Source organism: Noviherbaspirillum sp. ST9 (genome assembly GCF_048799745.1).
Lineage (GTDB): Bacteria > Pseudomonadota > Gammaproteobacteria > Burkholderiales > Burkholderiaceae_D > Noviherbaspirillum.
Genome location: NZ_JBLWFR010000006.1, coordinates 452,936 through 472,967, shown reverse-complemented (window position 1 = coordinate 472,967; position 20,032 = coordinate 452,936). Strand labels below are relative to the sequence as shown.

The following is a 20,032-nucleotide window of genomic DNA, read 5'->3' as shown; positions in this document are numbered from 1 at the left end:
CTTCTCGTCCATCGGTTTGACATCCTTCCAAGGCATGGCTCTCTCCAGCAATGAAGATAGCCATAGGGTAAAAAACTGTTACCCATGTGCTTGAATTAATGTGTTACCGATCAGAGTAAACCGTACCGGGTCGCCTTTTTGGCCTACCTTTTTGGCGAAGTAAAAAGGTAGGTGGCCCGCCGGGGCCAGTCCCGGCTAGCATCCACGGAGAAAAAACAGAACCGGGCCACCGAAGAAAATAACAACTACTCTTCCGCCTCCACCTTATGCTCGCTCACCATCCTCTGCTGCGTGGAAGGCGGCACGATATCGTAATGACTGAACTCCACGGTATAACTGCCGCGCCCCGCGGTAGTCGAGTTCAACCGCGACTGGTACCCGTTCAGCTCCGACAGCGGCACCTGCCCCGACACGACGACCACTGACGCCTGCGCCGTCTGCATCCCGTTGATCTGCCCGCGACGCGAGGACAGGTCGCCGGTGATGTCGCCCATGCATTCCTCCGGCGTCACGATCTCGATGTTGACGATCGGCTCCAGCACCATCGGCCTGGCCTTCATGACGGCATCGATGAAGGCCTTGCGGCCGGCTGTCGCAAAGGCGACTTCCTTCGAGTCGACAGGATGGCTCTTGCCGTCATAGACGACCACGCGCACATCCTGCATGGGAAAGCCCGCCAGCGGCCCAGCATCCAGCACCTGGCGTATGCCCTTCTCGACGGCCGGGATGAACTGTCCGGGAATCGTTCCGCCCTTCACCTCGTCCACAAACTCGAAGCCCGATCCGCGGGGCAAGGTCTCCACGCGCAGGAACACCTCGCCGAACTGCCCGGCGCCACCGGTCTGCTTCTTGTGGCGGTGATGCCCCTCGGAACGGCCGGCAACTGTTTCGCGATAGGCAATCTTCGGGGGATGCGTGGCGACGTCGATCTTGTACACCTCCATCATGCGCTCCAGCGCCGACCGCAGGTGCAGCTCGCCCAGTCCGAGCAGGACGGTTTCATTGGTGGTGGGATTGTGCTCGACCTTCAGGCAGGCATCTTCCGCCGTCAGCTTCTGCAGGATTTCCCACATGCGCTGTTCGTCGCCGCGCTTCTTCGGCTCGATGGCGAGGCCGAAGATCGGGGTCGGGAAGACGGACGGTCGCAGGTGGATATGGTCGTCCTCCGCCGCATCGTGCAGCACGGCGTCGTACACCATGTCCTCGATCTTGGCGACCGCGCAGATATCGCCCGGCACCGCCTGTGGCACTTCCACCTGCTCCTTGCCCTGCTGCATGTAGAGATGCGCCACCTTGAACGGCTTCCGGCCGTCGCCGATGTAGAGCATGCTGTCGCGGCGCACCGTCCCCTGGTGGATGCGGAACACCGCGATCTTGCCGATGAAGGGATCGACGGCGATCTTGAAGACGTGCGCGAGCACATGTTGCGCCGGATCGGGTGTCGCGCGGATTTCCTTCTTCCTGTCCGGCGCATTGTCGTCGTCACGGTAGAACAGCGGGGGATTACCCTCCGTTGGATTCGGCATCAGCTTGACGAAGACGTCGAGCAATTCCTTGATGCCGGCACCGTTCTTCGCCGAGACAAAACAGACGGGGACGAGGTGTCCTTCGCGCAATGCCTGTTCGAATGGCGCGTGCAACTGTTCCGGCTCGATCTCGCCCTGTTCGAGGTAGAGGGCCATCAGGTCGGCATCAACTTCCACCACCTGGTCGACCAGCGCGCGATGTGCGGCCTCCACAGATGAAAAATCCGACTCGCCGGCCGGATTGAAGAAGCAGTCCACCACTTTGGATCCCCCTGCAGCAGGGAGATTGATGGGCAGGCATTCCTTGCCGAATGTTTCCTGGATGCGCGTGACCAGCCCGGGCAGGTCGACGTTGTCGGCGTCGATCTTGTTGACGATGATCATGCGGCACATGTTGCGCTGCTTCGCCCACTCCATCATGCGGCCGGTGATCATTTCAAGGCCGTTCTGCGCGTTTATGACGACCGCCGCGGTTTCCACCGCCGACAGGGCGCTGATCGCTTGCCCGATGAAGTCCGGATAGCCGGGCGTGTCGAGCACGTGGATGCGCGTGTCGCGGTGGTCGAGGTGGATAACGGCGGAACTCAGCGAATGCTGGTACTTGCGTTCCAAAGGATCGAAATCGCAGGTGGTGGTTCCCCGCTCGAGGCTGCCCGGGGTGCCGATCATGCCGGCGCCGTGGAGCAGGGCTTCGGCAAGGCTGGTCTTGCCGCTGGAGGTGTGCCCGACAAGGGCAATGGTACGGATGGCTTCGGTACTGTAAGGCATAGGTCGTTCCTTTCCTACATGCAAACCGCAAAAACCCGTTCAGGACATTATGGCGCTTGCCCCGCCGCAGGGCAAACCGATTGCTTGCAAGGTTTGATTTGGAATGGGAAAGCGACGACTAGCCGCTTACCAGCGGGAGAAATGGTCTTCCGTGATCCCGGCCAGCCGCCGGACTTCCCGCGGTGCAGCATCCGGCGCGGCCTTCACCCAGCCGCTGAAACTGCCAATCGGCTGCACGTACCGGGAAACGGCGACCAGCAGGTTCTTGTCTTCCTGCCGCATCCCCTCCGGTTCGAAATGCAGGTCGAGCAGGCCGTCCTCGGTATGGATGTGCCACGGCTTCATTGGATCGGTGCGGTCGTAATCGAAAACGGCGAGGCCCAGCGGTACCAGCCGCCCATCCAGCCACAACGCGTTCTCGTGCCCGCCAAAGTAGCCGGCCTGCAGGTTGAACCCGATATCGAGGCGGTGGGCAGACGCCCAGCGCCATTCCGTTTCGCGGGCGAGCAGACCGTTGGAATAGTCGACGCTGGCCACGCCACCGCCCAAGTCATATTTCCCGCCCTTCACCCGCACCTCGCCGGCGAGCGGCATGCCGGGTGATTTTTGCGTGGCATGCACCGAGCCGCCCTCGATCGGGCCGACCGCCAGCAGCGGCATTGCATTGCTTGCACTGAACTCGGCGTCGATCCGGAAATCCCCGCAGCGTAGTTCCAGCGCATGCCGCCCGTCGTCCAAGGTATGGCAGCGAATGTGCCTGCCCGCAAAACGGAAATGACTCGTGCCCTGGGGGGTATCCGGTACACGCGCGGTGATCCCTGGAATGCCGTCTTGCGAGAAGGAGGCCACGATTGCGCGCCTGCGGCGGTCGAAGGCGTAGGCGAACGCCGTATTGGTCCACCCCACGTCGACAATGGCGAGCCCGCAGAACAACTGCTCCGTCGACAGCGCGACATAGTGCCAGCGTTTGTGATGGAGACGGCGCCAAAGCGCATTGCGCGCGTACGGACCGCGCAGTGCGGACCAGTCGATGCGGCCGGCAGTGCCGGCAAAGCGACCGAAGGGCGGATAGCCCTCAGCGTCCGGCAAGGAAAGGCTGGCGGCGGGCGGCAGGGCAATGGGAGGCGGTTTCAGGTCCATCGGGCCGGGGAAGACTTGCAAAAACAGCCATATTACTCCCGCACCCCTACCCGGGCTTGCGGCCCCTCAACCTGCCTGGCGGCCCTGCTTTTCCTCCGGGACATGCATCTTCGCCGAGGGACGGCTGATGTGATAGCCCTGTGCATAGTCGATGCCGAGCGCGCCGACCGCCTTCAGGATATCCGCGTCCTCGACGAACTCGGCCACGGTCTTGATCTTCAGCTCCTTGGCCAGCGTCACGATACTCTTGATGAAGGCAAGGTAGGTTTCATCGTGCAGCATGTTGCGGATGAACTCGCCTTCGATCTTGATGTAGTCCACCGGGAAGCACTTGATGTACTGGAAGGACGAATAGCCCGATCCGAAGTCGTCGATGGCGAAACTGAAGCCCTGCACCTTGGCATCGAGCACGAACTTTTCCAGCAGCGTAAGGTTGCGCACCGTCTCGCGCTCGGTGATCTCGAACACGATGCGCGAGGGTTCGATGCCGTACTGCCCGGCCAGGCGGCTCACATGCGAGGCAAACTCGCCGACGATCAGTGCCTTGGGCGACAGGTTCACGAACAGCATGCCCTGGTAGCCCTGGCGGCGGACCTCGGTGAATGCCTTTTCGATGAGCTGGTAGTCCATCTTGTGGGCGATGCCCATGTTCTCGGCTTCGGCGATGAAGTCGTTGGCGGTGATGATCTGGTCGTCGAGCTGGATGCGCATGAGCAGCTCGTGGATCACGATCTCGCCGGTATGCGCGTCGCAGATCGGCTGGAAGTAAGGGATGATGCGCTGCTGGTCGAGCGCATTCTGGATCATGATCACCTTCTCGCCGGCCTTGCGGAAGACCTCCGCCATTTCGTCCTCGCTCGGCATCGCAATCGCATTCTTGCCTGCGGCCTTGGCCTTGTACATCATGTTGTCGGCCACGAGGAACAAGTCCTTGGGATTGTCGCCGTGCGTGGGGCTGAGCGCGATGCCGATCGACGACGTGGCCTTGATGCGGTTGCCGTCCGGCGTGTCCATCCAGAAGTGATCGAGCGACTCGGCGATGCGCTGCGCCACCATGTGCGCCTGCGTCTCGCTGGCTTCCGGCAGGATGATGCAGAACTCGTCGCCGCCGTAGCGCGCGATCATGTCGCCGTTGCGCACCGCGCCGTGCAGCAGGTCGGCAAACTTCTGCAGGAAGGCATCGCCGAAATGGTGCCCGAAGCGGTCGTTGAAGGTCTTGAAATTGTCGAGGTCCAGCATCATGACCGCGAAGGTCTGGTTATGCCGTTTCGAGCGGCCGATCTCGTAGCCCAGCAATTCCCAGAACATGCGCTGGTTGTACAGGTCGGTCAGCGGATCGCGCGTGGCGTAGTGCTCGAGGTCCTTGGTGTACTTGTAGATCGCCTTGACCGAGCCGACCAGGTTGAGCAGCGTGGTCAGGATGCTGCCGATCACCATGTTGCGGATATTGTCCTCGGCCATCATCGACTGCACGCCGATGCCGACGATGCCGCCGATCTTCGGCGTTTCCAGCAGCAGCGTCTTGGTCTGCACCTCGATATCGCGCGGGCTCAGGTCCGGCAGCGTGCCTTCCTCGTCGGCGATATTGTGGGCGATGGGGAGCAGCGTCGCGCCCTGGAAGAACGGCGTCTCGTCGAGCTGGCGGCGCAGGATCTTCTCGAACAGGCGCACCGTCTTTTCCTGCGGCGGATTGCGCCAGAAGACTTCGCATTCGTAGGCTTCTTCCTCGACGCGGAAGATGGTCACCAGTGCATAGGCATCGATGATGGGATTGATCTCCAGCAGCAGGTTCTTGATGAACTCGCGCCAGTCGCGCACCACGTTGGACGTGATGATGAATTTTTCCAGCAGCCGGATCTCGAATTCCAGCACGCCCTTGTCCACCGCCACGCGCTTGATCTTGTCCACCAGCAGTGCGACGTTGTCGAAGGCGACGTTGAATTCCTCGAAGCCGAAGTCGACCTTGTGCATGTCGAAGCGGTCGAAGTCCTTGATGGTGTTGAAGGTTTCGACCTTGCCCCGGAACAGGTCCATCGATCGCTTGAGGCGGCGCGCGGCGAACGAGGTCAGCGCCAGCGCCGCCAGCAGCACGACGAGGGCGAGCGCGAGGAACAGTGCGACATAGTAAATGCGCACGGTGGAGGTCACGGTCTGCAGGTTGTGCTTCACGGCGACCACGCCGAGGACGTCGCCGGCCTTCGCCGTCGTGTGGCAGCGCAGGCATTCGGCGTCCGCCAGGACGGGCTGGGCATACATCACATGGGTGCCGGTCTTGATGATCACGGCGTTGCCGCTGCTGAGGGCGAGACGCACGTGATCCGGCATTTCTCGCGTCTCGACGCCGGCGGCGCGATAGACATCGAGGCTGTCCACCGTCGTCTTGAAGGTCGACTTTCCCGCGTCCATGACCTCGTCGAGCTGGCTGCGGCTCACACCGCGGCGCAGGGCCTGGACGATCGATTCGACGTTTTGCCGGGCGATTTCGGACGAGGATTCGAGATTACGTTCTTCCAGCAGTTTTTCGTAGAGCAGCGACGAGGCAAGTGTCGCGCCGAGGAAGACCACGGCGGCCACGCCGACGGTCGCGCCGAACACAAATCCGCGCAAGGTGGTGAAGAGCCGGATGACCGCCAGGCGGACGGTTTCGAGGAGTTTACGCATTGACCACCGCCTCGTACTGAATCGGGTCCGCGCAGCCGACCAGGCGGTTCTTGCCGGCCATTTTCGCTTCGTACATGCGCTGGTCGGCGATTTCCACGAGCTGATGCCAGTCCGTGACGCCGTCAGCGATGCGCTCGGCAATGCCGAAGCTGGCGGTGACGGGATCGCCGTCCGGACGCGTCCCCAGGCCGATGTCGCGCAGGCGGGTGACAGCGCTGGTTGCGGTGGCGCCGCTGGCATTCGGCAGCAGGATGACGAACTCTTCGCCGCCCCAGCGGAGAAGGACATCGCCAGACCGCAGGTTGCTGCGCAGCTTTTCCGTCATCGTGCGCAGCACGCGGTCGCCGGCGTCATGGCCATAGGTATCGTTGACCTTCTTGAAATTGTCGATGTCGAGGAAGACGACAGACAGCGGCGCGCCGCTGCGCGACGCAATATGGAACTGGATGTCGAGCAGCTCTTCCCCGCTGGTGCGCGAGAAGCAGCCGGTCAGGCCGTCGTGCGTGGCCTGTCGCACCAGCGACATCATGAAACTGAGCTGGCTCATGCCGGCCAGCGCGGCGACCGTCGCAATCAGGAACAGGAGCCAGAAGGCGCCGAGGTGCGAACTCCAGTTGAGCATGTCCAGCTGCAGCAGCGCGACCAGCGCTTCCGCGCACAGGACAGGCATGGCGAAGACAGCGCTCTCCGTCGCGGTGAGCGGAAAAACGGCCAGGCCGGCGATCATCACGAACGGCAGAAAGGCGTAACCGGCCGCAATCGCGGCGGCGGGGCCGGCCATGTCGAAGTGGGACAGCAAGGGATGCGAGTAGATAAAGAACAGCGTCGGGATGCCGAACATCATCGCCAGCGCCTTGTAGGCCTCGCGCATGCGGATCGACTTGCGAAAGGAGACGGCGAGCATGCCGAAGGCAACGGTGGTGACAAGGCGCCCCGCGACCAGCAGGCCCGTTACCGGCCAGCTGAAGACCAGCAGGTCGATCACGATCCACAGCGGCGTCAGCACGGCAAAGAGGCCGGCGACCATGCGCACGCGGGAAATGATCATGTCGGCGCGCCGGCGCGACAGCAGGGCGACGTGGCCGTGTGGAAGCACGAGTTCGCGCAGCATGTCGCGCGGCATCGCGGCGAAGACGGTGCCGGTCAGGAATTTCAGGAGTTCGGAAATACTTTGCACGCTGTTTCCTACGCACTCCGCGCGGCGGAATGCCGTTGTTGGGGCGCGCAGTCGGGTCGGGAGTGGCGCCTCAAAGGCTGTGGTACCTCGGAATTGATGCCTTTTTGGTATGCGGCACTGTACTGCGTGACACATGAAAATTTATTGCTTTGAATCAAAATTTCCACAAATAAACTGTTGCATATCAGAATGATTTGTGATCAACCCATGCCCACCCCGACTGGAACCGCACCCCGTGCCGTCAGTCATAAAAGATGCGGACCCGCGCTTCTGCGGCGTCCGGCAACAGGAGGCAGGCAATGCGAAAAATGATCTTGATGGCGCTGGCTGGTTACGTCTGGCGCAAGGTGCAATCGCGGGTCGTCAAGCGGACGGTTTCCGGCAAATCGGTCCATCGCCCTCATTAGGCCGCCGCCGCGACGGCGGCTGCGGTCGCCCGGCTGCGCGAGCGCTTCGACATGATCTGGTGGAGCTTGGTCCGCAGCGTGTCGGCATTGAACGGCTTCACGATGTAACCGTCGGCGCCGGCCTTGGCGGCCTGGAGGATCATGTCCTTGGTGGCTTCCGCCGTGACGAGCAGGACCGGGAGGTGGTGCAGCGCGTCCTCTTCGCGGATGGCGCGCAAGAGATCGATGCCGCCCATGTGGGGCATGTGGCAGTCGGTCACGACGAAATCAAACGGCTTCCCTTCGGCTTCCGCGGCCTTGAGCATCTGGAGCGCGCTCTTTCCATCCGCTGCTTCCGAGATGCGCACATTGCGCAGCTGGTCCTTCAGCAGGCTGCCGATAACGCGGCGCATGCTTGAGATGTCGTCCACCACCAGGAAATGCGACACCGGATGATAGGCGGAATCCGCGCTTGCCAGGAGGGCGGCGGGGGCCAGGGAGGCCATGAGGTTCGTCGGGCACATGATGTGTTTCCTTCTTGTTTCTCGTGCACGTCGTGTGGCGCGCTTCGTTTAGCCTGTGCCGTTGTCTCCCTGTCTTTTTTATCGGCCAGACTGCCTCTTCTGCTCGAAGGGCATGACTGAAGCTTATTCCTGTTGTTTCCGTATGGAAATGACTGGGGTCAAGGAAATGGGGGAGTGTGGTTGCTTTTTTTGCCCGCATTCCCGGCCGTGTGAACGCATAGTTTGCGTTGCGACACATTACGCTCAACCGCCCGGAAAAGTTGATCTGAATCAATTTTAGCGATAACCGGCGGAGGCCTCTTCACGGATGTCTCGCCGGAACGGCGATAATGCGGCCCTGACTTGGTGCGCGGCAGTGCTGCATCTCCCCTCGAAACCCAACCGGAACATCCCCGTGCCCCACTCCCTCTCCCCGGAGAGAAAGCAGCAGCGTACCCTGGCCTGGCTCCAGACCAGCTTCGTCATGGCCGCACTCCTTCCCCTCATGCTCTTTTTTGGCGTCGCCGTCGTCCGCTATCACCAGATTTACCAGGAAAGACAGAACGACACCGCGCGACTGTCCCATATCGTCGCCGAGCATGCGCTCAAGCTCTTCGACACCAACGAAGTCACATTGAGCCGCATGGTCGAGCTGGTGAAAGGCGAGACGGATGCAGCATTGCGTGCCAATGAGGAGGCCTATCACCGCACATTGCGCGCGATGACCTCCGAGCTGCCGCAGGTGCAGTCCACCTGGATTACCGGGGCGGACGGCAGCGTCGTCCTGACCAACCGCTACTTTCCCGCTCCGCGCGACCTGAATCTTGGCGACCGGGAGTTCTTCCGCTATCACCAGAACGGTGGACAAGGCTTGCACATTACGGGCGTCCTGATCGGAAAGAAGACCCGGGAACCGTTCTTTGATCTCACAAGAAGGCGGACCGCGGCCGACGGCAGCTTCGCGGGGACGGTGAACGTCAGCCTGCGCCCGAGCTATCTGATCGACTTTTACCAGAGGATTGCGTCGAGGGAGAGCGCACTGACGCTCTCGCTGGTGCGTTCCGACGGCGCGGTGATTGCCCGCTGGCCCGACACGGCCGAGGCGGGGCAGCCGGTGGCGTTCAAGAACGAACTGCTGGAGCAGATGGAAAACGCGGTGGCCGAGGGGAACATCAAAGCGGCGTCGGGCATCGACGGCGTCGAGCGCATCGGAAGCTTCCACCGGCTGGCGAACTACCCGATCTACGCTTACGCCGGCTATACCTATGCCAGCATCCGCAATGAATGGCTCCGCGATCTCGCCGTCCTCGCCTTGTTCGCCGTACCGTTCTCGATCGCCTTTGGCGTGATCGGCGTCATTGTCATGCGCCAGACCCGGCGCGAACTGCAGACCGCCGAGCGGCTCCGAGTCGAGAGCGAGCACCGCAAGAAAATGGAAGAAGCGCTGCATCATTCGCAAAGGCTGGAGGCGCTGCGGCACCTGACGGGCGGCGTCGCCCACGACTTCAACAACCTGCTCATGGCGGTGGAACTGAGCGCCACCCTGCTCAGGCACACCGTTCCCCAGCTGGCAGGCAATGTGCGTCTTGAAGCGATCGAACGGGCCGTCGCCAGCGGCGCGAAGCTGACGCGGCAGCTGCTGAGCTTCTCCCGCTCGCAGCCCCTGATGCCAGCAACGATCGATCTCGGCCGCACTCTCAACAAGGTCACCGAGCTGTGCAAGCCGGTCCTGGGATCGAACATCACGCTCCAGATGAAAGTAAAGCCCGGCACGCCTGCGGTGCGCCTGGATCCGGGCGAGCTGGAACTGGCGCTGCTTAACCTCGCCATCAATGCCAGACACGCGATGCCCGATGGCGGCCAGTTCGACATCGTTGCCGCTCCTTTGCGGTGGACCGCGCGCGACTGGGTTGAAATCCGTGTCAGCGACACGGGACACGGTATCGCTCCGGAATTGCGGGAGCGCGTCTTTGAACCGTTCTTCACAACCAAGGAACCCGGAAAGGGGACCGGACTTGGCCTGAGCCAGGTCTATGGCATGTGCCAGCGCGCCGGCGGAACCGCCGTCATTGAAAGCACGGTCGGCAAGGGAACGACCGTAATCCTGCGGCTGCCCGGCTTCACCCTCGGCACGGAGGAGATCGCTGTGGACGGCATCCTCTCCGATCGTGCGGAGCCGCTGTCCGTGCTGCTCGTGGAAGACAACGAAGAGATTGCCGACGTGTCCATCGCGGCGCTCAAGATGCTGGGCTGCGACGTGAAGCATTGCGACGGCGCGTACGCCGCACTGGCGTGCCTCGAGCAGGAGCACGAACACATCGACCTCGTGCTCAGCGATATCGTCATGCCGGGTGAAATGGACGGCATCGAATTGCTGCGCTTTATCCGCGGCCGTTATCCCCACCTTTCCGTCGCCCTCATGACGGGTTACACCGAACGGCTCGATGCAGCGGAAGGGCTGAACGTCCCCATCCTCTCCAAACCCTTTAGCGTAAAGGCACTCGGCGAGCTGCTCGCCCAGACCGCCCGTCAGAAGAAGGCGCCGGACGCCGGGGATCAGGCGGTATCGATGCGCGCGTGAACCGGCTACCCGGCGCAGGAATCAGCGTGGCTGCAGTCGCAGGATCTCCCCCCGCGACTCGTCCGTCAGCAGGTACAGCAGGCCGTCCGGTCCCTCCTTGACGTCGCGGATGCGCTTCCCCAGGTTCTCCAGCAGCTTCTCCTCCTTCACCACCTTGCCGTCCTTGACGTCCAGGCGCGCGAGATAGCGGAATTTCAGGGCGCCGACAAACAGGCTTCCCTGCCAGTCCTTGCCGTACTTGTCGCTCTTCAGGAAGGCCATGCCCGACGGCGCGATCGACGGTGTCCAGTAATGCACCGGCTGCTCCAACCCGGCCTTGGCACTACCCACCCCAACCTTGCCGCCGCCGTAGTGTTCGCCGTACGAGATCACCGGCCATCCATAGTTCTTGCCTGCGTCGATGCGGTTGACCTCGTCGCCGCCCTGCGGCCCGTGCTCGTTCATCCACAGCTTGCCGTCGGGTCCCAGCACCGCGCCCTGCGCATTGCGATGGCCGTAGCTCCAGATCTCCGGCAGGGCACCGCTGCGCCCCGCGAAGGGATTGTCCCTGGGGACGGAACCATCCTTGTTGACACGGACGATCTTGCCGTGATGATTGTCGAGCTTTTGCGCATCCTCCATGCGCCGGAAGCGGTCGCCAAGCGTGAGGAAGAGCGAGCCGTCGCCGTTGTCGACGATGCGGCAGCCGAAGTGGGCCTCGCTGGGGTACTTCGGCTTCTGGCTGAAGAGGACCTTGACTTGTTCGAGCCGCTTCCCATCGCCGGACAGGCGTGCCGAAGCCAGCGCGGTCGAATTGCCGGAGCCGGACTCCGCCGGTTCGGAATAGCAGAAGTAGATCGTGCGATTGCGCGCGAACGCGCTGTCGGCCAGCACGTCGAGCAGGCCGCCCTGGCCGCCCACATCGATTTTCGGCAGGCCCGCCATCGGGGCGCCGACGACGCCGTTCGCCTGCACGAGACGCAGGCGTCCAGGCCGTTCCGTGACGAGCATGCGTCCGTTGTCGAGGAAGGTCAGGCCCCAGGGATGTTCGAGGTTCCTGGCGACGGTTTCGGGCCGGATTTGCGCTGCCGCCGCCACGCTTGTGCCGCACAGCAATGCTGCGAGTGTGAATGACAGCCGGTGCGCGCTCATGCCTCTCCTTTCCGCCGGGTTGAGTGCACCATGATAACGCCGTGCCGGCTTACTCGTTTGATCCCGAACGGCGCGCCTGCACTTTTTCCTTGATCGATTCGACCTTCGGATCGCCGGCGATGTCCCTGATGACAGCCCCGTAACTCGCCTTGCCGCGGACGATTTGCGCGCCGCGCGCCACCTCGAAGTCGATGGTGTAGCTGACGAAGATCCGGTCGGAATGCGGATCGGCGCTCATGAAGTCGATGCGGTCGACTTCGTAGTGACGCGTGGGCCAGTGCCGTACGTAGCGTTCCACATCGCGCAGGATGTCGTCGCGGCCGACGTAGCCGTGCTCATAGTACTCGGCGCGCTCGGTAAACATTTCCGCCTGCTCCTCGGGTGTCTTGTCCGCGTCAACGAAGCGGTCGAGGAAGCTGCGTATCTTGCGCTCCGTATCGGCAGTGACCGGCATGCCGTCGCGCGGCGTGTCGTCTTCCTCGTCGCCGGCCGGCTGTTCTTGTCCGGCCGGCACCGGAAGCGCGGCGGTCCATCCCGGCGACACCGGCAGGAGCAGTGCCGCCGCCAGAATCCAGCCCGCCATGTTGCGTCAGGCGATCCTGCGGAAGGCCTTGATCGAATTCAGGTTCAGGCCTTTTTCCAGGCGCCGGTTTTCGTCGATATCGAACCACTGTTCCGGTTCGGGACCATCGATGCGCACGGTGCGGATCACGTTGCGCATTTCGCGGCCAAAGGGAACGCGGCCGAAGGCGATCTGGTAGGTCTTGCCGATGATCGGCTCGAACGGTTCATCGACCATCCAGCCGGTTTCATGCCCTTCCTCGCGGTCAGGATGCATGACGGGATTTTCAATGCCGAGTTCGGTGAGGATGCCGTGTAGGGTAGCCATGGTGTGCTCCGTCGATTAGGGTGGCGGGAATGGCCGGGGGCTTATTGGGTGCGTTTCTGCTCCGACTTTTTCCGGTTGCGGCGATCGATGTCCGTCGTCGCATCGTCGATCTTCGGATCGACCGCCTTGTTGGGTGTCTTGACGATTTCTTCTGTTCCGGTGCGCGGCGGCGTGACCACGGCGCCCGGATCGGTGGGCGCCTTGTCGACGTGCGGCGGCACCTTCACTGCGGGGTTCGGGTCCTTTGGCACGCCGGTCTGTGCCTGTGCACCGGCTCCGGCGACCAGTGCCGCGGCCAGAAGGAAAACAAGCTGTTTCATCGCGCTCCCGCTTGGGCGGTGCCACTGCGTGCGGGCGGCAGCGGGGCGGCTGCGTCGGTCTCATCGGCGACCGCTTCATGCGGCTCGCCCAGTCGCGTCAAGCTGGCCTGCCGCACGCGCATTTCGTCGCCGAGGGCAATGCGCTGCGCCTGGTCGAGGAGCTTGAGCACCGCAGGGAAAAGATGTTCTTCCTCTTCCTTGTGATGATGCTCGGTCTGCTCCTTGAGCACCTTGAATTTCGCTTCAAACGACTTGTCGGCGGGATCAAGTTCGATCAGGTCAGCCAGCAGCCGCTTGAGCGACAAGTGCTCTTCCAGCGATTCCAGCAAGTCGTCCTCGGTGCGCGCACGGTGCACGGCCGGGTAAAAGATTTCTTCTTCCGCCTTGATATGGACTGTCAGCTGGTCTGCCGCTTGTGTAAACAGCGCCTTTTTCCGCGCATCGTCCTCGGCGTCGGCGACCTGGCTGAGCAGGTCCTCCATGTCGCGGTGCTGGGCAGTCAGGAATGTCACTGCGTCGAGGTCTTGTGGGGTCATCTTGTTGCACTCCGGATTGATTGAACGGTTTCCAAGTTAGAGAAGGCCCTCGTTAACTGGTTCAGACCTTCCGCTCCTTTTCGCCATGTCCTGTGAGCGAATGCAAGAAGTGAAGGGCGGCAACGCAAAAATATTCCCGCGCATACAATAGCCGGTCCACGTTTTCAGGTTTCGACATGTCAGCGCAACGCAAAACCCTCGATACCCTCGCCGTCGGCACGATGCTCGTGCTGTGCCTGCTGTGGGGACTGCAACAGGTGGCGGTGAAACTTGCCGCGCCGTCGATGGGGCCGGTGATGCAGATCGGCCTGCGCTCGCTCGCCGCGGCCGCGCTGGTCTTCCTGGTGATCCTGTGGAAAGGGGAACGCCTGTCGGTGCACGACCGCTTTTTCCTCCCCGGCATTGGTGCCGGATTGCTGTTCGCGCTGGAATTCCTGTTTGTTGCGGTGGGGCTGCAGTACACCACGGCGTCGCACATGTCGGTATTCCTCTATACGGCGCCGATCTTCACGGTGCTCGGGCTGCACTGGTTCATTCCCGGCGAACGCCTCGCGGCCCTGCAATGGGCCGGTGCGCTCGCGGCATTCGCGGGGATTGCGGTCGCGTTTTCCAATGGCTTCGCCAGCACGTCGCGCGACTGGACATCGATGCTGGCGGGCGACGCGCTCGGCGTACTCGGCGGCGTGTTCTGGGCGGCGACGACGCTGCTGATCCGCCGCTCTGCGTTGTCCGAGGCACCGCCGGCCATCACGCTGTTCTACCAGCTCGCCAGCTGCGGCGTGATTCTCGTGGCCATCGCGCTGCTGATGGGCCAGGGCAGCGGCGTGGCGATGACAGGGACGGTGTGGGGCAGCCTGTTTTTCCAGGCGGTGATCGTGGCCTTCCTCAGCTATCTCGTCTGGTTCTGGATGCTGCGCAAGTACCTTGCCTCGCGGCTGTCGGTGTTTTCTTTCCTCACGCCGATGTTCGGCGTCGGTTTCGGCGTGCTGCTGCTCAACGATCCGCTCGACCCGCGCTTTGTTGCCGGTGCGCTGCTGGTAATGGTCGGCGTTGTCATGGTGAACATCAGGCGTTGACGAAGCATCGTTCAGGAAATCCGACGGCACTTTTGGCCTCCGCTGTTGCCAAAGCTTTCCGTATCAACTTTTATTCGGTAGGAGTTCACCATGTTCCTGCGCCTCGGTCGTTTGTTCCGTGCTGTCGGACGGGAAATCCTCGTGCTGTGGTACGCCTGCCGCAATCCCGCCACGCCATTCCACCTGAAGCTGGCGGCAATATTGCTCGGCCTGTACGTCTTCAGCCCGATCGATGTCATCCCCGACTGGCTGGCCTTCCTTGGACTGGTCGACGACGTCACGCTGCTGGCGCTCGGCATCCCGGCGCTGCTGAAGTTCGTGCCGGAGCAAGCGCTGCATGAGGCGCATCGCGCCGCCGACGGACTCGTCTCACGCCTGCGCTTCGGACTGCACCGTTAAGTTTGCGCCGGCGCAAACTCTTCCCGTCTCTTCATTCCTGTTTCCGCGCGCCTGCCTACCATATGGGCAGGCGCCGGCGTTTGCCGTGCGCGAACGAGGAGGCCGTGATGTCACAACTGAATGTAGAGACGATACGCGGACTGTACGATGCCTTCAGCAAGGGCGATGTCCCGGCGGTACTGGATCGCATGGACGAACGCATCGAATGGATCGAGGCGGACAATTTCCCGTATGCCGACCGCAATCCCTATGTCGGCCCGAAGGCCGTGCTGGAAGGCGTGTTCATGCGACTGGGTCATGACTGGGATGAGTTTGCCGTGAAGCCCGAGCAGATGCTCGACGCGGAACACGAAGTCGTGGTCCTCGGCACGCACCATGGCCGTTACAAGGAAACCGGCAAGGAACTCCATGCGCAGTTCGCACATGTCTGGAGCCTGCGCGACGGCCGCGTGGTGCGCTTCCAGGAGTACACCGACACCAAGCAGTTCGCCGACGTCGTGACCTGATCACGCGCCGACGAGCGCGTACTTCTCCGAATTCTCGGCCAGCCAGCGCGTTGACTGGCTGCTGTCCTGTTGCGTCGGGTGGAAATCACTGCGGAAGTAGTCGCGCCATGGCCCGTAGGTTTCGCGCACCAGTCCGCGCTTGCCGAACAGGAAGGTCGCGGCGCTTTTCCATGTGCGCCATTTCCACAAGCTGCCGTCGCGGCGCAGGTTGTCGATCGTCTGGCGGATTGCATCGCCGAGGAAGATGGTGGTGACGCGGCGCATCCAGATGATGCGCCATGCGTGGTCGCCGTCCAGCGACTGGTACAGGTCGAAGGCGGTGCTCTTGTGCTCCGATTCCTCGGCGCTGTGCCACAGCCACATCGTCTTCAACCGCGGCTCGCCGTCGAGCACGTCATGGTTGCGCAGCAGCCAGTCGGCAAGGATCGCGGTGAAATGCTCGTTGGCCGCCGTGATGGCGACCCAGTGACGGGTGTCGACACCTTCCAGCATCTTCAGGCGTTGTTGCGCGCGCGGCGCCCATGCGTTGACCAGCCCCTGCTTCTCCAGGTGACCGTTGAACAGCGAATGCAACCGGCGGTGCGTCGCTTCCTGCCCGACGAATCCCTGCACCTCCTTGCGGAAGCGCATCTGCTTGTCCTCCGGCAAGGCTTTGTAGCCGTTGCGCACGGAATCGATGAAAAACTGTTCGCCGACCGGAAAACTCATCGACAGCGCATTGAACAGCGCGGTGCGGAAGGCGTCGCCGCCGCACCAGTGACGGTCGAAAGGCTGTTCAAGGTCGATCAGCAGGCGGCGGACAACGAGGTCGGTCATTGGAGCGCTCCGTCGGAGGAGGAAGGGGTAAAAGCGAAGTGGTACGGACGAGTACCATTCATATTCCAACGGACGCTTGGTACTGTCAAGTACCAGCCTGATAGAATTCCTGACATGACGCAAACCCTGGCCGACAACGAGTCGTTTACCCGCCACCGCCACCGCCTGCTCGAAGGGATGGCGCACGCCGTTGCCGAAAAGGGTTATGCGGAAACAACGATTGCCGACATCGTGCGCGCGGCCGCTGTCTCGCGCCGCACCTTCTACGAGCATTTCGCGACCAAATCAGCGTGCCTGATCGCGCTCTATGAGGCGGCCAGCCACGGCGCCCTCAAGGTGCTTCGCGACGCGCTCGGCCCGGACCGCGACTGGCAGGACCAGGTGGAACAGGCCATGGTGGCCTATTTTGAATGCCTCGCCCGGAATCCCGCACTGGTCCGCACCCTGTTCATCGAAATCCTCGGTCTCGGCGCGGAGGGATTGGCCGCACGGCGCAGGGTGAACGATGAAATCGTCGACTTCATGTTGCTCGTGATCAATCGCAGTCGCGGCCGCCGGCCTCTGCCGCGTGAAATGGCGATGGCGATCGTTGGCGGCGTGAACGAACTGGTGCTGAATGCCATCGAAACCGGCCAGGTCGAACGGCTGCGCGAACTGGCAATACCCGCCGTCCAGCTCATCCGTGCGGTGACCCAGGACCGCGCCTGACGCAGTTTCCCCTCCCGGAACTTCAGGGGCGGCCACGTTTCTTAGTTTCAGGTAATTCAACAGAAAGGCAGCGTTGCTTCGGGCACGATGCGGCGCGCGCACCACACCCCATCATTCATGAACGATCCGGACATCGGGGCTCCCGCTGCGCCCCGCAACGCCACAACGGCCACACAGCCCGGCTTCCTCAGGAGAAACGCCCGCGCCATTGTCCTTTGGCCGGCCGCCGCGCTGCTGCTTGCCTGCCTTCTCTGGGGCGCGATCCTTTCCATCCTCGACCGCGATCATGACAGGATCCGCGATGAGGCATCCCGGCAGGCGGGGTCGCTGGCGCGGGCCTATGCCGTCCAGCTGGAACGCACGGTCGGTTACATCGACCAGCTTAGCCTCCGCCTGAAGCACGACTGGGAAGATCCCTATGTCATCCTCAACCTGGAGCGCCAGCAGGAGCGCGGCCTGTACCCCGACAACGAGCAGCTCTACGCCAGCGTCGCGGACGGCAACGGCGACGTCGTCACGAGCACCTTGCCGCTGCCGAACCACCTGTCCTTCGCGACACATCCGAACTTCCTGGAGCACAAGGCCGGCGAGTCCGGGCTGCTGTTGGCCGGGCCAGAGGCATCCAAGCGGCTTGGCGTTCCCGTGATTCGCTTTACGCGCCGGCTCGAAGATATCGACGGCAACTTTGCCGGCATGGCCATCGTGTCGGCCCAGCCGGCTTTCCTCGGCACCTTTTATGATGAAGCCGTGCTGGGGAGCGGCGATTTCGTCTCGGTCCGCTACAGCCATGGCGCCATGCTTGCGGTGACTGCGAACGGACGGACGTCGACCGGGCAACAGTTTTACCGTGACGACCCCGCTTTCGGGATGCCGGCCGGCACGATGGTGGCGGAGGCGGACCGCTTCCGCGACGGCCAGTCGCGCATCGTGGCCTGGAAGCAGCTGGATCGCTATCCGCTTGTGGCGGTGGCCGCGCTTTCCGAAAAGCAGGTGTATGCCGCCTATCACGCTACCGCACGCCGCTACTTTGCGCTGGCAACCGCCGGCAGCCTGTTTCTCTTCCTGTTCGCCAGCATCGGCATGGCGTTGTCCGCGCGGCTTGCATGGCGGCGCCAGAAGGAGCACGAGGTCCGGGAAACCTACCGGCTCGCGGTCGATGCGGCAAAGGAAGGCTTCTACATGCTGCGTCCACTCCACGATGCCAACGGCGCCATCACCGATTTCCAGGTGGCCGACTGCAACGAGCGCGCCGCGGCGCTGGTGGGCATGAGCAAGGCAGAGTTCATCGGACGGACCGTCACCGAGCTGCATGCCGAGGACTACGCCTACGCCGCGCTGGAGCGGATGCGGCTGGCGATGGAAGAGGGCTATTACGAAGACGAGGTGCGGGTATCGAGCCGCAGCATGCTGAAGGTCGATTGGGTCCACCGCAAGCTCGTGCGCTCCGGCGCGGGCCTGGCGATGACAGTGCGCGATATTTCCGAGATCAAGGCGCACGAGCAGGAACTCACCAACATGGCCAACGCCGATGCGCTGACCACGTTACCCAACCGGCACTGGCTGACCAACTACCTGCCCGTTGCCATCGAACAGGCGCACAGCAACCGTCACAACCTGGCCGTCCTGTTCATCGACCTGGACGACTTCAAGAACATCAACGACACGCTAGGCCATGTAGCTGGCGACGAACTGCTCAAGGCCGCCGCCGACCGTTTGCGCTCGCTCGTGCGCGGCAGCGACCGGGTGGTGCGCCTGGGAGGCGACGAATTCACGATCGTGCTGGACCAGGTCCGGCGCGTGGACGACGTGGCCCGCGTGGCGCGCCTGATCATCGAAGCGCTCGGCGAACCGTTTACCGTCGGGCATTCGAGCGGGCACCGCGTGCACGCCTCGATCGGCATCAGCATGTATCCGCAGGACGGCCAGGATGGCGAGACACTCCTCAAGCATGCGGATGTCGCCATGTACGCCGCCAAGGCAGCGGGCAAGGGGCGTTACCAGTTCTACCAGTCGCACCTGTCGGACCGGCTGGTCCTGCGCATCAATCGCGAGCAGGCGCTGCGCCAGGCGATCGAGCGCGACGAGTTTGTCCTGCACTACCAGCCTCGCGTGGATGCCGCCACGGGCAAGATGGTCAGCATGGAAGCGCTGGTGCGCTGGCAGCATCCCGAACGGGGCCTGGTGCCGCCGATCGAGTTCATCGAGGTGGCGGAGGATACCGGCCTCATCCTGCAGCTCGGCAGGATCGTGATCGAGAAAGCCTGCGCCCAGATCGCGCAGTGGAAAGCGGAAGGCTTGCCCATCGTGCCGGTCTCGATCAATGTGTCGGCGCTGCAGTTCAATGAGGGCCACGTCAGCGATTTCCTGGCGCGTTCCATGCGCCGCTACGACGTGGACCCGTCGCTGGTCGGCGTCGAGTTGACCGAGTCCTGCATGGCGGGCCAGGACGACACCGTCACCGGCGAGCTGGACGGGCTGCGCCGGCTGGGCGTCAAGCTGCTGGTGGACGACTTCGGCACCGGTTATTCGTCCCTGTCCCAGCTGCAGCGGCTCAACGTCGATATCCTGAAAGTCGACCGTGCCTTTACCGTCACCCTGTGCGACGGCGCCGAAGGAAAGGCGCTGTTCAAGGCCATTGTCTCGATGGCCGATGCCCTGGATATCAGCATCGTCGCCGAAGGGGTGGAAACCGAGGAACAACTCCATGCCTTGCAAATGCTTGAATGCGACGAAGTGCAGGGGCACTTCGTGTCCCGTCCCGTTCCCGCCACGGAAATGGCAGCCCTGATGATCAAGCGTTTTCTTTTTCCCGAGGAAATTTCCCACCTGCGCGGGCCCCTCCCGGCTTGATCAAATGGATGCAGACCGGTGCAGCTTGATGCAAAATGCCGGAATACTTTCCTGATCGA

Annotated in this window: 17 protein-coding genes; 6 read left to right on the top strand and 11 right to left on the bottom strand. The window is 62.7% G+C overall.

The annotated features are described in order from the left end of the window. Window positions 1-245 precede the first annotated feature (245 nt). From fusA to ACNOHI_RS16520, 5 genes are all read right to left on the bottom strand, one after another. Window positions 246-2,294 (bottom strand): elongation factor G, encoded by a 2,049-nt coding sequence (gene fusA, locus ACNOHI_RS16540; RefSeq protein WP_420475781.1) that lies wholly within the window; start codon window positions 2,292-2,294, stop codon window positions 246-248. A 126-nt stretch (window positions 2,295-2,420) separates the two neighbouring features. Then, window positions 2,421-3,455, bottom strand: a complete 1,035-nt coding sequence (locus tag ACNOHI_RS16535; RefSeq protein ID WP_420475780.1) for a DUF2804 domain-containing protein — start codon at window positions 3,453-3,455, stop codon at window positions 2,421-2,423. 45 nt (window positions 3,456-3,500) lie between these two features. Beyond that, window positions 3,501-6,095, bottom strand: a complete 2,595-nt coding sequence (locus ACNOHI_RS16530; RefSeq protein ID WP_420475779.1) for a putative bifunctional diguanylate cyclase/phosphodiesterase — start codon at window positions 6,093-6,095, stop codon at window positions 3,501-3,503. Continuing rightward, window positions 6,088-7,272: a diguanylate cyclase gene (locus tag ACNOHI_RS16525; protein WP_420475778.1), complete on the bottom strand. Its 1,185-nt coding sequence runs from the start codon at window positions 7,270-7,272 to the stop codon at window positions 6,088-6,090. The genes ACNOHI_RS16530 and ACNOHI_RS16525 overlap by 8 nt, the downstream gene beginning before the upstream one ends. Window positions 7,273-7,675: 403 nt before the next feature. Beyond that, window positions 7,676-8,182, bottom strand: coding sequence for a response regulator (locus ACNOHI_RS16520; protein WP_420475777.1), 507 nt, complete (start codon window positions 8,180-8,182; stop codon window positions 7,676-7,678). Between the two features lie 394 nt (window positions 8,183-8,576). Here ACNOHI_RS16520 and ACNOHI_RS16515 point away from each other — a divergent pair, with 394 nt between their 5' ends. Next, window positions 8,577-10,742 carry an ATP-binding protein gene (locus ACNOHI_RS16515; protein ID WP_420475776.1) on the top strand — a complete coding sequence of 722 codons (2,166 nt, stop codon included), beginning with the start codon at window positions 8,577-8,579 and terminating at the stop codon, window positions 10,740-10,742. A 21-nt stretch (window positions 10,743-10,763) separates the two neighbouring features. On the opposite strand, the gene ACNOHI_RS16510 is transcribed toward ACNOHI_RS16515, so the two are convergent. From ACNOHI_RS16510 to ACNOHI_RS16490, 5 genes are read right to left on the bottom strand one after another with little or no spacing between them, the layout of a single operon-like run. Further along, the gene (locus tag ACNOHI_RS16510) at window positions 10,764-11,873 is read right to left on the bottom strand and encodes a PQQ-dependent sugar dehydrogenase (protein ID WP_420475775.1); all 1,110 of its coding nucleotides are present in this window, start codon (window positions 11,871-11,873) and stop codon (window positions 10,764-10,766) included. 49 nt (window positions 11,874-11,922) lie between these two features. Further along, entirely contained in the window at window positions 11,923-12,456 is a 534-nt protein-coding gene (locus tag ACNOHI_RS16505; RefSeq protein WP_420475774.1) for a hypothetical protein, read from the bottom strand. Between the two features lie 6 nt (window positions 12,457-12,462). Beyond that, the gene (locus ACNOHI_RS16500) at window positions 12,463-12,762 is read right to left on the bottom strand and encodes a hypothetical protein (protein ID WP_420475773.1); all 300 of its coding nucleotides are present in this window, start codon (window positions 12,760-12,762) and stop codon (window positions 12,463-12,465) included. A 41-nt stretch (window positions 12,763-12,803) separates the two neighbouring features. After that, entirely contained in the window at window positions 12,804-13,082 is a 279-nt protein-coding gene (locus ACNOHI_RS16495) for a hypothetical protein (protein ID WP_420475772.1), read from the bottom strand. Continuing rightward, complete coding sequence (locus tag ACNOHI_RS16490) at window positions 13,079-13,618, bottom strand: hemerythrin domain-containing protein (RefSeq protein ID WP_420475771.1); 540 nt, start codon at window positions 13,616-13,618, stop codon at window positions 13,079-13,081. Before ACNOHI_RS16490 ends, ACNOHI_RS16495 begins: the two co-directional genes overlap by 4 nt. Before the next feature lie 176 nt (window positions 13,619-13,794). Here ACNOHI_RS16490 and ACNOHI_RS16485 point away from each other — a divergent pair, with 176 nt between their 5' ends. From ACNOHI_RS16485 to ACNOHI_RS16475, 3 genes are all read left to right on the top strand, one after another. Beyond that, a complete protein-coding gene (locus ACNOHI_RS16485; RefSeq protein ID WP_420475770.1) occupies window positions 13,795-14,694 on the top strand; it encodes a DMT family transporter in 900 nt (299 codons plus the stop codon). 90 nt (window positions 14,695-14,784) lie between these two features. After that, a complete protein-coding gene (locus ACNOHI_RS16480; RefSeq protein WP_420475769.1) occupies window positions 14,785-15,093 on the top strand; it encodes a YkvA family protein in 309 nt (102 codons plus the stop codon). 107 nt (window positions 15,094-15,200) lie between these two features. Further along, entirely contained in the window at window positions 15,201-15,599 is a 399-nt protein-coding gene (locus ACNOHI_RS16475; RefSeq protein ID WP_420475768.1) for a nuclear transport factor 2 family protein, read from the top strand. On the opposite strand, the gene ACNOHI_RS16470 is transcribed toward ACNOHI_RS16475, so the two are convergent. Continuing rightward, window positions 15,600-16,415, bottom strand: coding sequence for a metal-dependent hydrolase (locus ACNOHI_RS16470; RefSeq protein WP_420475767.1), 816 nt, complete (start codon window positions 16,413-16,415; stop codon window positions 15,600-15,602). It abuts the gene before it with no gap. Between the two features lie 114 nt (window positions 16,416-16,529). Here ACNOHI_RS16470 and ACNOHI_RS16465 point away from each other — a divergent pair, with 114 nt between their 5' ends. Together ACNOHI_RS16465 and ACNOHI_RS16460 are read left to right on the top strand one after the other, a co-directional pair. Beyond that, a complete protein-coding gene (locus tag ACNOHI_RS16465; protein WP_420475766.1) occupies window positions 16,530-17,123 on the top strand; it encodes a TetR/AcrR family transcriptional regulator in 594 nt (197 codons plus the stop codon). Window positions 17,124-17,240: 117 nt separating this feature from the next. Continuing rightward, window positions 17,241-19,973, top strand: coding sequence for a bifunctional diguanylate cyclase/phosphodiesterase (locus tag ACNOHI_RS16460; protein WP_420475765.1), 2,733 nt, complete (start codon window positions 17,241-17,243; stop codon window positions 19,971-19,973). Window positions 19,974-20,032: the final 59 nt, after the last annotated feature.